We start from the raw sequence: 15,567 nt of genomic DNA on the forward strand, positions 1-15,567 counted from the left end.
ATAGATTAAATCCTGAAAAATTTTTAAGTATGAGATTTATTCATTTTTATACTTTAAATAGACTTTTGTTTAATGTTTTACTTTGTTATGTAGTAGATATTCATAAATTTATAAGAAAAGTAGTAAGTATTTACTTAATAAAATTAAGAAGATTAAATAATATTGTCAAGTAAAAATCTATTACTTTTAAAAATGATAACTTAATGAAAAAAAATTCTAATAATAGTTATAAAAGTAAATTTAATAATTAAAAAATTAATAATTAAAAAAAGTAATATTAAAAAAATTAATTTTAAAAAAAAATTTATATTTTAAAAAAAAATATTAAAGTAACATATAAAAAAATAAAATTAAAAATAGGTAATATTAATAAAAATAAATTTGACAACTAAAAAACAAATTTAATAATTAAAAAAATAATATATATTTATAGGGGAGATATTGAGAAATGAAAAAACTAAAATTATTTTTTTTCTTTTTTTTAATGGTTTTTATAACATCTATTTTTATATTCTCTCAAAGTACATCTAATAATAATAAAAATTTTAATTCTAAACCTAAACTTCACAAATCTATTGTAGCTCAATTTTATGATCTTCAACGAAAAGGGAATATTTATATAAATAAGTTGCTAAGAAAATTAAGAAAAGGTTTTGATTTAAATGTTTTTCTGATAATTATTGGATTTTCTTTTGTTTATGGAATTTTTCATACTCTTGGTCCAGGACATGGAAAAACAATTGTTGCATCATATTTTTTGCAACCTCATACAACAAAATATGATGCTTTAACCTTATCAATAATTATTTCTATTATTCATACATCAACTGCTGTTATTTTAGCTTTATTATTTGAAACTGTATTAACTTCTCTAAAAGGGTTTGCAAGAATTAAAGTACAGTACTATTTTACAATTGCTTCAGGTGCTATTGTTTTTATATTGGGGATTTTCTATTTGATTTTGCGAATTCTAAAAAAAGAAGAACATGAAATAGTTAAAATTAAAGGTATTAATTTAGAAGAAGAAGTTGATGAAAAAAATAATAAAAGGGAAGAGCCTCTTTCAAAGAAAAAAGTTTTTTTTAAAAATATTTTAATTGGATTTTCTGTAGGTATTGTGCCATGTCCTTTATCCATGACAATTATGATGATATGTTTTGCATACAATATTTTATGGGTTGGTTTTATGTCAGTATTAGCACTTACCCTTTCAATGGTAATTCTTCTTTATTTTATAGCTATCTACACAATGAAAACAAGGGATGGATTAACAAAAGCTGTAGGTAAAAAGTCTAAAATAACGATTGTATTGAGAAATGTTTTTGGATATACAGGTAATGTTTTAATCATATTAATTGGGTTATATATTATGTATAGGGGATATATTAGTGCCTTTCCTCATCACTAATGTTTTTATTTATATGGAGAATTTAAATGAATTTTAAAAAATTAAGTTTTGATAAGATTGGGTATTATTTTATTTATTTTTCAAGATTGATGATATTAAATATTTTTCTAATATTTATATTATTTTTTATAAATACTAAAACTATATCTGCGCATCCCCATGTTTTTATAAATGCACAGGTTCAGGTTGTTTTTGATGAAAATGGATTAAAAGGGTTAAAAATTAACTGGATTTATGACCCAAATTTTAGTTATCAGATAATTTCAGATTGTGATATGGATTTTGATGATTCTTTTAGTGAAGATGAGATAAAAGATGTATATAAATATTATTTTGAACAATTAGAAAAATATAACTACTTTATCAAAATTAAATTGGGTAGCAAAGAGATAAAAAATATAGAAATTCAAGATTTTAAAGCTTCAATTGATCCTGAAGATGAGGTTGTTGAATATAACTTTTTTATCCCTTTAAATATAGAATATAATGAAAGCGGTGAAACTCTTGAAATCGATTTTGCAGATCCCACCTTATATACTGCTTTTACCTGTCCACAATCAAAAATATATATAAAAGGGTATAAAGCAAAAATTGTAAATGCAAAAATTGATTATGCTGGTAAAATCTATTTTACATTTTATAAAGGTTAAGTTTTTTAAAATATAAATTTATTATCCAGGATTATTTAATTAAACTATAAAGTAATTTTATTTCCTGTTCCCAGATTTCTGGTTCAATTGTTTCCAGTATTAAAGGGATATCATCAAATCTTTTATCATTCATAATAAATTTAAAAGGTTCAATCCCTAAAGTTCCTTTACCAATACTATGATGTCTATCTTTTTTACTCCCTAATTCAACTTTTGCATCATTAAGATGTACCCCTTTTAAATAGTTAAAACCAATAATTTCTCCAAATTGTTTCATAGTTTTTTCATATGCATCTTTTGTTCTTAAATCATAACCTGCAGCAAATATGTGACATGTATCTATGCAAACCCCAATTCTACTTTTATCATTAACTTTTTCAATAATATATTTAAGATGTTCAAATTTATAACCTACATTTGTTCCCTGACCAGCAGTTGTTTCTAAAACTAAAGTTGCATAAGAAGTTTTTGAAAGAATATAATTAATACCATCTGCAATAAGATTTAAACATTCTTCTTCGTCTATCTGTTTTAAATGACTTCCTGGATGGAAATTAAGATAATAGAGTCCCAGCTGTTCCACTCTTATAAGTTCATCAAGTAAAGCATTAATGGATTTTTCTCTTTTTTCTGGATCTGGATTTCCAATATTAATTAAATAACTGTCATGTGGTAAAACATGTTCAGGTAAAATTTTAGATTTTTTTAAATTTGTTTTGAATTTTTCAATTGTTTCTTTTTCAAGAGGTTTTGCATACCATCTTTTTTGATTTTTTGTAAACAAAGCAAAAGCTTTAGCATTTATTTTAATAGCATTTAGAGGTGCGTTTTGAACTCCACCTGCAGCACTAACATGTGCTCCCACATATTTCATTTATTAATCCTCTATCTTTTTTATCTTTTTATCTATAAGTGCTTTCAACAAATTGTCGTGAACCCTTGTAGATATTATAATTACTATAATCAATTAATTCAAGGTTTTTATTATTGTTTCTATTTGAAAATAGATGATTCCATGTATTTATAAATATTATTGGTCTTTTCCCAATTAGTTTAAAATCTTCAATTTTTATTATATCACTATAATGTTTGATATGTTTTTCAAGAAATTTTTGATTATAACTATATGTGTCAGGAAAAAATACAAATAAAGGTTGTAATTTAATAAAAGGATTTTTTAAAATTTCATAATATATAAAAAAGGTTTCAACATCATCGACTCTATGATATTTAAACCTTCTATAAATATCATAAAAAAAATCTTTTAAATTATCAGGATGATCCTCATCTTTAAAAACAACAGTAATTTCCAGCTTTAAAATATTCTTTTTTATAAGTTCGTTAAATAGTTTGATCTTGTTTTTTAGATTAAAATCTTTATTATATTTATTTAAAATAAAATTTTTATCTTTATTTAAATCAATATTTGTATAAGGAGAATAAATTAATTCATTCAAAAATACAGATTTTAAATCATTTTTACCTTTCAGGTCAACAATTGGAACCATAAATATTGGTAAATATTTTCTGGTGATAATATCTTTTTTATTAATATTTGTTGCTAATAAAGTCTCTGGTAAAAAATAGATTATAAAAATAGACAAAAATATGAGTAAAAGGGTTATTAACTTAAAAGTTAAATTAAAATTATATTTATTGATATTAGTATTTAGTTTTCTTTTAATCATGATTTCTTTCTTTTTTTAATTTTTCTCTACATTCTTTACATAATCCATATAAAGTTAGTTTGTGGTCAATAAGTTCAAAGTCATATTCCTTACAAATTTTCATCTGGATATTTTCAATCTCTTTGTCAAATACTTCTATGACTTTTCCACAGTTTATACAGATTAAATGATCATGATGTTCTGAAAATATAACCGGCTCATATCTTGAAGTTCCATCCCTTAATTTTATTTCATTACAAATATTGGCTTCACAAAACAGTTTTAGTGTTCTATAAACAGTAGCAATTCCAATTGTATTGTCTTTCTTTTTAACAGATTCATATAATTGTTCTATTGTAATATGCTTTTTTTGTAAAAAGATATTAAGAATTAAATCTCTTTGTTTTGTTGTTCTTAAATTATTTTGTTTTAAAAAATTGTTAAATATATTTTTAATTTCTTTATTTTTCATAAATCCTCTTTTAAAATCGTAATTCAAAGTGTTTATAGTAACTTGATATATAAAAAATGATTTTTATTGATAACAATTATCAATAAAATAAATAATAAATTTGTCAAGAAAATATAAGGATATTTGTTTATAAAGAAAATTACACTAACTGTGAAAATAATTTTTATAAAATAAAAATATTTGATAATGATGATTAAAAGTTTTATTGAATAATTTTTTAATATAATAAGGTAGGATATAAAAGATTAAATCAAAAAAAATATTAAGATAATAAAGCAAGAGAAAAAAGATTAGATTTAAAGTTTTTATGAGATAACAAAATATAATATAAAAGATTAATTTAAAAATTTTTTAATACAATAAAATCATATATAAAAAATTAAGTTATAAAAATTTATTATTTCAATAAATTGAATTATTAAAGATTAATTTAAAAATAAAGATTTAATTTAAAGGGTTTAAAATTTAAAAAGGTATAAATTTATTATTTATATAAATTACATTTTTTATGTAAAATAATCAGTTTTCAATATAAGCTTTTATTAATTTAAAAGTGTTTTTAAGACCTTCAAGATGGGTTCTTTCGTATCCATGAGATGCTGAAACTCCCTGTCCAATTAACCCTACTTTTATATCATTTCCAGCACGTAAAGCAGCAGAACCATCAGAACCATAATAAGGAAAAATATCTACTTTATAGTTTATATTATTTTTTTGAGCTAGTTGAATAAGGGATTGGGTAATTTCATAATTATATGGTCCGGAGCTATCTTTTGCAGCAATTGAAACTGAAAATTCATCACCTTCAACTTTATCTCCAACACATCCCATATCAACAATTATCATTTCATCAATATCAGCAAAACCTGCAATTCCCTGCCCAGTTTCTTCTGTAATATTAAAATAAAAATAAACATTATTTTTAAATGTAATTTTCTTTTCATTAATTAAATCTGAAAGATACAGAAAGATAGCAGCTGAAGCTTTATCATCTAAATGACGGGATTTAACAAATCCATCAATGTAATCAAATTTTGGATCAAATGATATAAAATTACCATTGGAGAAAATATCTGTTAATTTAATTTTTTCCTGTTCTTTATTTTGATTTGGATCATTGTTTTTGTTTTTTGATAAATTATTTTTATTTAAATCTAAATCTACTCTAATATAAAGATCTTCAAGTTTAAATTTTTTATCACTAAGTGAGTCATTTACATGAACAGCAGGATTTTCAGGAAGTATAGTGCCTGAATAGATTTTGCCATCAAAAGTATGAATTTTACAGTAATCACCAATAACATAAATTGCTGGATATCCCCCAATTGAACTAAATTTTAATCCATAATCTTTAACCTTACTTACAATTGCTCCCAATGTATCAACATGAGCAGCAAATAAAATATTTTTAGTATCATTAAAATTTGTTTTGTTTTCTTTATTCTGTTGCTTTGAAGAATTAAAATCACCTAAAAATTTGTAAATTACTGAACCTTTTTTTGTAATTTCAAAATCAATATTTTTTGCTTTAGCATTATTAACAAGATATTCTGTTATAAAATGTGTAAAACCAGTAGGGGAAGGTATATTTACAAGGTCTTTAATATAATCAACAATTTTTTCATGTTCATTTTGTTTTTGCATAATTGTTCCTTTGAAATGTGTTTTGGTATTCTTAACATAATAGATAGTAATTTCAAGTAATAGTTCTAAATTCTTTTTAATTTTAAAGCTTATAATTTTTGAATTTGTTTTTTCATTTTACAATTTTTAAAAATTTAAGTTTTACTTTAAATAAAGTTTAACCTTTATTAAAGTTTTAGATTATAAAATTTTACTTAATTTTAAATAGTTACTTTAATTTAAATAAGTAATAATTGTTAATATTAAACTCTTTTAAAAATGCTTTTACCAGAAAATCTCGAACAATTAAAAAAAGATTTATTTTTTGGTTTAATGCAAAATTTAATCCTTTGTAAAATCCTTCATGAAAAAGCTCTAAAAATCCAATCTCATCAATTATAATATTTTTTATCCCTTTTTTAATTGAATTAATAACAATATAATTTCCCTTATCAAACCCAATTTTGGAAAATCGATACTTTGAGATTTTATAAGCAATTTCAAGATTGTCAGGGAAATATTTGTATTTAAATCCCAGAGGGTAGGTTTTCTCATCTAAAATATGGACAATATTATAGCCAATATGTTTTCCATCAAGAAAAACTTTTTTACTTAAAATTCCATCAAATTGGGTATTTAAAATAGTATTGATGTTTTTTTCTGAAATAAGTTTATCAGTTTTAAGAAAATTATGTTTTTTGTCTAATAAACTATAATTAAGTTTTTTTTTAAAAGGTTGGAGTTCAAATTCTATATAATATTTATTTAGGATAAATGATGCAAATTTTTGTAAATTATCCTTTGGTAAAAAATTAAAATTGTTTTTATTATTATTTATTTCATTTGTTTTATTTATTTTGTTTATTTTATTTACTTTATCTTTCAAAAAATTTATATTTTTGAAATTTGTATTTTTATTATCTTGATTTGAAATTTTTAAATTATCATTTTTTATTAGAGATATAAACATTTCAAGAAGTCTTGTTTTTCCAGTGTTAACACTACCAGATATAATAAATATTTTTGCTTTATTTTTGTATCTCATAGCTAAAATATAAAAAGTTTACATATTTAATCAATTTAATATTTATATATCGAAAAATAAAGAATTCCTTATAGAAAAAAATATTATGAAAAAAACAAAAAGATATTATAAAAATTAAAAAAATGTAAAAAAATGTTGAAATTAATGTTTTTTCATTTATATATATCTTAATCAGGTATTAGAAGAGCTAATAAATATAATTTATTGGAAATCAAATTATGAAGAAAAACAAAATTTCTTCAAATTTTTCTTATTATTCTTTTTCTTCCACTTTAAAAAATCAAAATAAGTCAATTTCTTCTTATTATTGGTGGCACTGGTATTATATATAATTTAATACCTGCTATCATGTGAAAATAATTTAAAATTTTACTTATTTATTTTGCAGGTATTATATAGTTTAAAATTCAAACAAAAGGGGTGAAAAGTGAAGTGTAGTTTAAACACAATATTAAAATTTATTTATATAAATAGTAAATACTATTCAAATAGATTAACTGATTTTATTAAAATAATAAAAATTAAAATCTATTTTTCAATAAATGTCTGGTCTTAGTTCATATCAAATGATTTATAGGCGAAAAAAAGTTTAATTAAAAATTAATAAATAAAAAAGTAAAAATTATAGTAATTTCATGAAATGATAAAATTAAAATTGAAAAAAAATAAAATTTTAAAAATTAAATGAAATTAAAAAACTAAAATAAAATTTCAAAAAATAAGTATAATATAAATATAAGTGTTTAAAAGATAAAAATGTTGCTTAAAACAAATTAATAAAGAAATCTAAAAGGGGATAAAAATGAAAATAAAAAATAAATATTTAATAGTACATATAATTTTTACAATATTGATGATTTTAATGATTTCATGTTCAAAAAAAGAGAGTGCTAATAATACGAATAGCAATTTACAAACAAAAAAAGAGATTTTAATAGGGATTTCTAAAATTGTTAAGCATCCAGCTCTTGATGCTATTGAAAAGGGGATAATTGATGCAATTAATGATGGAGGAATTAGTAATGTTAAGTTTGATTTACAAAATGCTAATGGTGATATAAATACCGCTATGCAAATAGCAAATAAATTTAAAAGTGAGAAAGTTGATTTAGCAATTGGAATTGCAACACCTACAGCACAAGCAATTGTAAATACGATACAAAATACACCAATTATTTATTCTGCTGTTACTGATCCAGTAAGTGCTGGAATAATAACTTCTACAGTAGAAAGACAAAAAAGGGAAATTACAGGAATTTCAGATATGACACCTGTAAAACAGCAAATTGAAACTCTGTTGAAAATTAAAAATGTTAAAAGAATTGGTAACATATACAATTCTAATGAATCAAATTCAATAACTATTGCAAATATCTTTAAAAAAGTGTGTGAAGAGAAAGGGATTGAACCAGTATTTGCAACTGTAACAAATTCTGCAGAAGTAAAACAGGCAATTTTATCATTAATTAATAGAGTTGATGCAATATATCTGGGAAACGATAATACAGTTTTTTCAGCAATAAATTCTATTTTGGAAGTGGTAAATAAAAATAAAATTCCTTTAATTACAGCAGACCCAAGTTCTGCTGAAAAATATCCTGTATTGGCTTCACTGGGATTTAATTACTATAATGTAGGTTATAAAACAGGTAAACTTGTAGTATCCTATTTATCAGGAAAAGACATTTTTGAAAAGCCAGTTTATTACATGACTGAAAAACAGGATTTAGATCTAATTTTAAATCAATACCTGGCCAAACAAATAGGTATTGCTTTTTCTAATGATTTACTAAGTTCAGCTACCAGGGTAATTGATAAAGTAGAGTAGTACCTCCTATTAAATAGAGAAAATCCCTTCCTTAAAGTTGATTAAGGGAGGGGTTTTGTTATTAAAAAAGCAATTATTGAAAGCTATAATTAATTCTAATAATATATGATAGTAAAAACAATAATAAAATTTAAAAGATAAAATCTAAATAAAGATTAAAAATGAAGGATTTGATATGATAGAAGGGATATTAATAGAAGGTTTTATATATAGTCTTTTAACATTAGGGGTTTTCTTAACATTCAGAGTAATAAATTTTGCTGATCTAACAGTTGAAGGTTCATTCCCTCTAGGAGCTTCTATTTCTGCGATTTTAATTGTTTATGGGTACAACCCTTATTTTTCACTTTTCTTTTCATTTTTTGCAGGAATTTTAGCAGGATTTGTTACAGCTATTTTGCATAATAAACTAAAAATACCTGATTTATTATCTGGTATTTTGACTCTTACTATGATCTATTCACTAAATATAAGAATTCTTGGTAACCGTTCTAATCTTCCATTGATTAATAAACCTACAATTTTTAAAGAATTTATAAATTTAATTAATTCCATAAAAATATTTCAAACATTAAATCAGGAATTATTAGAAGTTATTTTTATTGGTATTTTTGTTATTATTATGTTTTTTCTAATTTATTTATTTTTAGTTACAGAGCTTGGCCTTCTTTTAAGGGCACAGGGAAATAATGAAAGATTAATTATTAATGCAGGTTTAAATCCAGAGCTATTAAAATTAATAGGAATTGGGCTGGCTAATGGTCTTGTTGCTGTTTCAGGTGGATTAGTTGCTCAATATCAGGGATTTGCAGATGTAAGTTTAGGCCAGGGTATTATAATATGGGGTCTTGCATCATTAATGATTGGTGAAGTAGTTGTTAATGATAAATCATTATTAATATCAATTTTTAGAATTATTATTGGAACGATTGTCTTTAAAACTATTATGTATCTTGGTAGATTTTACGGGTATTTAATAAGAATGACCCCCAATGATTTAAAAATGGTTACAGGGATATTGGTAATTTTATCAATAATTTTATCAAAATCAAAAAATACCAATTTATTTAAATATTTTAGTTTACAACAACAAATTAAAAAATAGTTTCACTTAAAAATTATAAATAATCTATTTTCAAAATAAAAAATATGGAGAATAAAGTAAGATTTGATGCAGAATAATCGATTACTTTTGTTAGTTTCAAAATAAAAAATAAGGGTAATAAAAATGATAGTTTTAAAGAAAGAAAAAAAGAATAAAAGTACATTAAATGAAAAAAATATTTTGAATAAATATAAAGCTTTAAATAAATATAAAGCAATAAATATAAATAATAAGAAAAATAAAAATAAAATTATTAATAATAATAATTCAAAAAATAATTTAATAAAGATTAAAAATATTACAAAAATATACAATAAAAATACAGATTTTGAAATTAAAGCTCTTAATAATATTAATTTAGAGATAAATTCAGGGGAATTTCTAGTTATTATTGGAAATAATGGTGCAGGTAAGTCAACATTGTTAAATATTATTTCAGGATTTGAAGTTCCTGATTATGGAAAAATAGAAATAAAAAATAAAGATATTACAAAATTAATGCATTATAAAAGGAGTAATTTTATTGGTAGATTATTTCAAAAACCAGATTTAAATGTTGCACTTGATTTGACAGTTGAAGAAAATCTATTGTTAATGACAAAAAAAGGGATGAGAGGATTAAAGTTTTCTTCAAATAGAAAGGCAAATATGGAAATTTTAAAAGTATTAGAAGAAACAGGTATTGACCTTATCCCTTTTTTTAAAACAAAAGCTAGAAATTTGTCTGGTGGACAAAAACAAACTTTAGCTTTAGTTATGACAATTTTATCAAAACCTGATATTTTGTTGCTTGATGAACACACTTCTGCACTGGATCCTAAAAATGCAAATCTTGTTTTAGAATTAACAAAAATGCTAGTTTCAAAGTATAAATTAACGACTATAATGGTTACCCATAATATAAAAGATGCTATTACATATGGAGAAAGAGTAATTATGTTAAAACAGGGAAAAATCATTTTAAATAAACCAAAGAGCAATTTTCCTGATATTGATGAAATAGTTAAACTCTTTTATATGGAAAATTTATAATTATAGTATTTTTTTAATTTTTTATTAGCTATATTTTATTAATAACGTTTGATTAGCTAAGTTTTATTAGTTCAATTTTAAGCTATATTTTAAGCTATAATTTAAATTATATTTTAAGCTATATTTTAAGTAATATTTTAAATTATATTTTTTACTTATTATATTTTATTAGATATATTTTTTACTTCTTAGGATATATTAATCTTTTACAAAATTTTTGATGCTAAGTAAAAATAGAAGCAAAAAAGAAATTTTAAGAATATCACCTATTATAAAAGGGTAAAATCCTAATAGTAAACTTTGTTGAATACCAACAAATCTTGATAACCAAAATATTCCAGGAATATAAATAATAATATTTGCAACAATAAGAGATAAAACAAGTTTTGAAATTAAAATAACCTTATTTTTTAATTTATTTGATTTAAGATTGATTAATTTTAGATTTTTATCAAAAAATTTATTTTCATTTAAAAAACCTAATGTGTATGCAGCTAATACAAAACCTATTAAATATCCAAAAGTTGGACTTAAAATATAAGCTATTCCGCTTCCAGGGTTAGCAAATACAGGGAGACCAGATATTCCTTCAATGATATAAGCAATTACAGTAGCAGCTGCAATTTCCTTTTTATACATAAATCCAAGTAGTAAAACAACAAAAGTTTGAGCAGTTATAGGAACAGGGGAAAATGGAAAATGGATAGATATTTTAGATGAAATTGCAAGAATAAATGATCCTGATAAAACTAACAAAATGTTTAATAATAATTTTTTAATATTATTGTTAGATTCATGGTTTAAACTAAGTTTTGATATATTCATTTTAACCTCCATTAAATAAGTTTGAAATAAAATAATGCATAAAATAAAATTGTCCAGTCAATTTAATAATGATTTGTTGTTATTAACAATTTTTCTATAAGATTTTTTTAGGGATAAAAATTAAGTTTAAACAATAGATCCTGGAGAGATTAACACTTTATAATAAGAGTCTTAATTGTTTTTATTATGATGAATTTTATTGTATTTGAATTTTAAAATATTTTTTTAAATCAATAAATATTCAAAAAAATAAAATTTTAAACTAATTACTTTTAAGTAAATAAATGTTCGATATAATAGAATTTAATTTGATATAAATTGGAATTAATTTGATAATTCTATGAAATTATAATTGTTACTGTTTTTAATTTTTTTAAATAAAATATCTGGAAAATAGGGTTAAAAAAAGTATATTACAGGAAATGTAAGATAATAATGTAAAAAAGGTAGACTTAAAGTGAAAAATAAGAAAAACAATATGATTTTCATTTATTTTTTATTGGTATTGGCTATGTTTTTCTGGGGGCTTTCTTTTATATGGATAAAGGTTGTTTATGAGGTTTATAAACCTTTTACATTGGTTTTTTTAAGATTATCTATTTCTGCTATTTTACTCTTTTTATTGGGAATTTTTACTAAAACAAATGATAAAATTAAATTTAAAGATTTAAAATATTTAATATTATTAGCTTTTTTTGACCCGTTTTTATATTTTATAGGTGAAAGTTTTGGCCTTCAATTTGTTTCTGCAACTGTAGCTTCAATTATAATAGCTACAATTCCAGTTTTTACCCCTTTTTTTACTTATTTTATACTAAAAGAAAAATTAACAATATTAGGTATTATTGGGCTTATTGTATCATTTATAGGTGTTTTGATTCTAACAGTAGATAAAAATATACATTTTAAATATTCACCAAAAGGTTTATTTCTAATGTTTTTTGCAGTTTTTTCTTCAATTGGTTATATTATAACTGCTAAAAAAATCTCTTTTAAATTTAGACCTTTGACTGTAGTAAAATATCAAAATTTGATTTCAAGTATATATTTTTTACCATTTTTTTTAATATTTGAATTTAAAAATTTTACTTTAATAAAACCTGATTTCAGGATTTTTATAAACTTACTAGCTCTTTCATTTTTACCATCCACTTTGTCTTTTATTTTTTATAATATTTCAATAAAAAATATTAAAGTCAATGAGATTAATATTTTATCAAATACAATTCCTGTTTTTACAGCAATTTCAGCATATTTAGTTTTACATGAAAAATTTGGTGCTGATAAACTATTAGGAATGAGTTTTATTATAACAGGGATAATTATTTCTCAGATTAAAAGAAAAACTGATAAAAAAGAGATTTTAAGAGAGTATTAAAAAATGATTTAAGAGTTATTAGACAACATTTTATGATAAAGGAAAATTTATTAAATTAATTACATTTTCATATTTTAATTGTATTTCTTTGTATTTTTTAATTTCTTTATATCTTAATAATATTTCTATAGTATTTTAATATTTTGATTATATTTCTCAATAATAATTTTTGCTGGTTATTTTTTTGCTATAACTATTTCTATTGGTAGTCCAAATAATGTTGATATTTCTTTATATATAATTTCAAATCCAGAATTTTTTATTAAATCCTCTGCATTAATAGGTCTACAGTCAAAGTAATTGGGTATCTTTTTATGAAACCATTCATATAATTTTATAATAAAAGAATTTGTATCAGCTTTAAATATACTAATAATTCCAAGTTTTCCTCCAGGTTTTAAAATAGTCTTGATTTTAGAAAGTAATGCAGGAATTTCAGGGGTATCAAATAGTTCAAGAGTGAAACTCATAAATACAATATCAAATTGGCTATCTGTGAAATTCGTTTCAAATATATCATTACAATAAAGGTTTACTCTATCAAGTAGTTTAGATTTTTCTAACCTTTTTTTACAAACATTTAACATTCCTGATGAGATGTCAACTCCATATGCCTTTCCATTGTTCCCAACTTTTTTGGCTATTTTTTTTAAGCAATAACCAGTTCCAAATCCAATTTCTAATATACTTAACCCATTTTTAATATCTAATAATTCAAGTGCTTTGTTTTTTATATTTGTTTTACTATATAATATTATTCAATTTTTATTTTGTCAAAATTAATTATTTGAAATTGTATTGAAATAAACTGGAAATATATTTAATTATATAATATGAAAAACAATACAGGTAGAGAACTTAGTTATAAAATATTATTGGTAAATACAGCAAATATAAACAATTTTCAGCTATTTGAATATAAATTTAAATTTAAAAAACTATTTAATCAACATTTTCTTTTTGATGTTTATGAAGATTTACATAAATTTCTATTATCAAAGAATTTAATAAGAAAAAATAAATTTAATAAAGATGGGATATTAATTTTAAAAGGATTTTTAACAAAATATCAAATTGCATGTTCAGGTCGTTCAAATATAATTTATTATTCAAGTGTTTTAAAAAGAAATATAGATACAACTTTAGGTGGAAAAACTGGTGCAATTTTAGCAGGATTTAACTATGATGGAATTTTTTTCTTTTCACCAGATTCAATAGATAATATGCCAGAGAATATTAAGGAAAAGAATAAAGGTAATACCTTAAAAGGAAATAAAAAATCTATGACAAGAAGTTTTGTTTTTTTTAAGGATAAGTTTTCAATTATTGATTTTGAACTGGATTTTTTAAAAATAAAAACAGATTATAGTGTATTGAAATTCAATTCTAACATGTTTTATGATAATGGGAGAAATGGTAATTATTTTATCCAATTTAATGATAATCTTATGTATGGGGTTAAAAATGAAAAGGGGAGGTTTTTAGGCAAATTTGGTCTTGGTAATAGTTTTTTTTATAATAATATTTCTAAAATAATATTCATTGATGATTATAGTGAAAGTTTTGAAAAAGAATTTGAAAGAGAAATTGAAAATAATTTTTTAATAAAGATTTATAAAATAGATTCAGTTAAAGCAAAAGAATTTAATACTAAAAAAGATAAAAGAATTACTTTAAAATTAAAAAATTATCTTATTAAAACTGTTTATTATAATAAATTAAAAGAACAGAAGCCATTAAAGCAAAATAAAGAATTTGAAAATGAATTTAAGAATAATGAAGAAGAATTAAATCATAATAAATTTAATAATTTTGAATTGTCAAAGTCTGCAAAAATATATGGGATAAAAACTAACTATAAAGATATTGAAATTTATGTGAAAAACTTATTAAATAAAAATATTTACTGCCCTGCATATTGTATAAGGTATAAAATTACTACCTGTAAAATTTCCAGTAAGAAAAATTCTAATCATTTTAAAGATAAAAATAAAGATAAAATAAACTTATATACTAATATTGTTTCAAAAATATCCAATATGATATATATTGATATCGATTTTATAAGAGAATTTGTGAAAAGTATCAATTTTGATATTGTAAATATAGATATTGAAGATATTAAAAATGACCAAAATATTATTCATATGTTAATTTATAAAATAAGCACTTTAGGTAGGAAAGAAGTAAAAGTAATTTTAAATAAAATAAAACATAAAAAAAATATAAAAATTCCTGCTAAAGTAATGGAAGTTCTTGATAATAAAGATTTAAGTTTCAATAAAATAAGAAAAAAAATATTTCTTTTAAGTTATAAGAATAATGAAAATATATTAAATAATCTTGGACTATGTGTTTTCACTCTATTTTCAATTAATATGAAAAAAATGAAAAAGTTAATACAAAAGTAGTTTATAATTAAATTAAAAGAATAAATAATTGGAAAATTAATCAAAGAATGTATGCTATAATAAAAGTGTTTAATAGAGAGAATATATTGCTTAAGGCGAATAAATAAAAAAATATAGAGAATA

General features: G+C 21.7%; 15 protein-coding genes. 8 read left to right on the forward strand and 7 right to left on the reverse strand.

Annotated features, from left to right (window positions below; translation table 11 throughout):
• Positions 1–448: 448 nt before the first annotated feature.
• Both ACZ5EC_RS10905 and ACZ5EC_RS10910 read left to right on the forward strand, forming a co-directional pair.
• Positions 449–1,408, forward strand: a complete 960-nt coding sequence (locus tag ACZ5EC_RS10905; RefSeq protein WP_464302514.1) for a HoxN/HupN/NixA family nickel/cobalt transporter — start codon at positions 449–451, stop codon at positions 1,406–1,408.
• 26 nt (positions 1,409–1,434) lie between these two features.
• A complete protein-coding gene (locus ACZ5EC_RS10910) occupies positions 1,435–2,058 on the forward strand; it encodes a DUF1007 family protein (RefSeq protein WP_464302515.1) in 624 nt (207 codons plus the stop codon).
• Between the two features lie 31 nt (positions 2,059–2,089).
• Here ACZ5EC_RS10910 and nfo read toward each other — a convergent pair whose 3' ends face one another.
• The 5 genes from nfo to ACZ5EC_RS10935 all read right to left on the reverse strand — a co-directional run bounded on the left by nfo (position 2,090) and on the right by ACZ5EC_RS10935 (position 6,865).
• Positions 2,090–2,932, reverse strand: a complete 843-nt coding sequence (gene nfo / locus ACZ5EC_RS10915) for a deoxyribonuclease IV (protein WP_464302516.1) — start codon at positions 2,930–2,932, stop codon at positions 2,090–2,092.
• 28 nt (positions 2,933–2,960) lie between these two features.
• A complete protein-coding gene (locus tag ACZ5EC_RS10920; RefSeq protein WP_464302517.1) occupies positions 2,961–3,746 on the reverse strand; it encodes a hypothetical protein in 786 nt (261 codons plus the stop codon).
• Entirely contained in the window at positions 3,739–4,197 is a 459-nt protein-coding gene (locus tag ACZ5EC_RS10925; protein ID WP_464302518.1) for a Fur family transcriptional regulator, read from the reverse strand. Before ACZ5EC_RS10925 ends, ACZ5EC_RS10920 begins: the two co-directional genes overlap by 8 nt.
• 519 nt (positions 4,198–4,716) lie before the next feature.
• Positions 4,717–5,841, reverse strand: coding sequence for a M42 family metallopeptidase (locus ACZ5EC_RS10930; protein ID WP_464302519.1), 1,125 nt, complete (start codon positions 5,839–5,841; stop codon positions 4,717–4,719).
• Positions 5,842–6,049: 208 nt separating this feature from the next.
• On the reverse strand, positions 6,050–6,865 hold the full coding sequence (locus ACZ5EC_RS10935; RefSeq protein ID WP_464302520.1) for a nucleoside-triphosphatase: 816 nt from the start codon (positions 6,863–6,865) through the stop codon (positions 6,050–6,052).
• A 427-nt stretch (positions 6,866–7,292) separates the two neighbouring features.
• Between ACZ5EC_RS10935 and ACZ5EC_RS10940 the strand changes: the two genes are divergently transcribed.
• From ACZ5EC_RS10940 to ACZ5EC_RS10955, 4 genes are all read left to right on the forward strand, one after another.
• The gene (locus ACZ5EC_RS10940; RefSeq protein ID WP_464302521.1) at positions 7,293–7,421 is read left to right on the forward strand and encodes a hypothetical protein; all 129 of its coding nucleotides are present in this window, start codon (positions 7,293–7,295) and stop codon (positions 7,419–7,421) included.
• A gap of 246 nt (positions 7,422–7,667) precedes the next feature.
• Positions 7,668–8,693 carry an ABC transporter substrate-binding protein gene (locus tag ACZ5EC_RS10945; protein WP_464302522.1) on the forward strand — a complete coding sequence of 342 codons (1,026 nt, stop codon included), beginning with the start codon at positions 7,668–7,670 and terminating at the stop codon, positions 8,691–8,693.
• 175 nt (positions 8,694–8,868) lie between these two features.
• Positions 8,869–9,798: an ABC transporter permease gene (locus ACZ5EC_RS10950; RefSeq protein ID WP_464302523.1), complete on the forward strand. Its 930-nt coding sequence runs from the start codon at positions 8,869–8,871 to the stop codon at positions 9,796–9,798.
• A gap of 123 nt (positions 9,799–9,921) precedes the next feature.
• A complete protein-coding gene (locus ACZ5EC_RS10955) occupies positions 9,922–10,830 on the forward strand; it encodes an ABC transporter ATP-binding protein (RefSeq protein WP_464302524.1) in 909 nt (302 codons plus the stop codon).
• 198 nt (positions 10,831–11,028) lie between these two features.
• Here the strand turns inward: ACZ5EC_RS10955 and ACZ5EC_RS10960 are convergent, their stop codons facing one another.
• Positions 11,029–11,655 carry a biotin transporter BioY gene (locus ACZ5EC_RS10960; RefSeq protein WP_464302525.1) on the reverse strand — a complete coding sequence of 209 codons (627 nt, stop codon included), beginning with the start codon at positions 11,653–11,655 and terminating at the stop codon, positions 11,029–11,031.
• A 457-nt stretch (positions 11,656–12,112) separates the two neighbouring features.
• Here ACZ5EC_RS10960 and ACZ5EC_RS10965 point away from each other — a divergent pair, with 457 nt between their 5' ends.
• Entirely contained in the window at positions 12,113–13,033 is a 921-nt protein-coding gene (locus ACZ5EC_RS10965; protein ID WP_464302526.1) for a DMT family transporter, read from the forward strand.
• A 176-nt stretch (positions 13,034–13,209) separates the two neighbouring features.
• Here the strand turns inward: ACZ5EC_RS10965 and ACZ5EC_RS10970 are convergent, their stop codons facing one another.
• Complete coding sequence (locus tag ACZ5EC_RS10970; protein WP_464304163.1) at positions 13,210–13,791, reverse strand: class I SAM-dependent methyltransferase; 582 nt, start codon at positions 13,789–13,791, stop codon at positions 13,210–13,212.
• A gap of 75 nt (positions 13,792–13,866) precedes the next feature.
• Between ACZ5EC_RS10970 and ACZ5EC_RS10975 the strand changes: the two genes are divergently transcribed.
• On the forward strand, positions 13,867–15,444 hold the full coding sequence (locus tag ACZ5EC_RS10975) for a hypothetical protein (RefSeq protein ID WP_464302527.1): 1,578 nt from the start codon (positions 13,867–13,869) through the stop codon (positions 15,442–15,444).
• Positions 15,445–15,567 lie beyond the last annotated feature (123 nt).

Source organism: Exilispira thermophila (assembly GCF_055389015.1).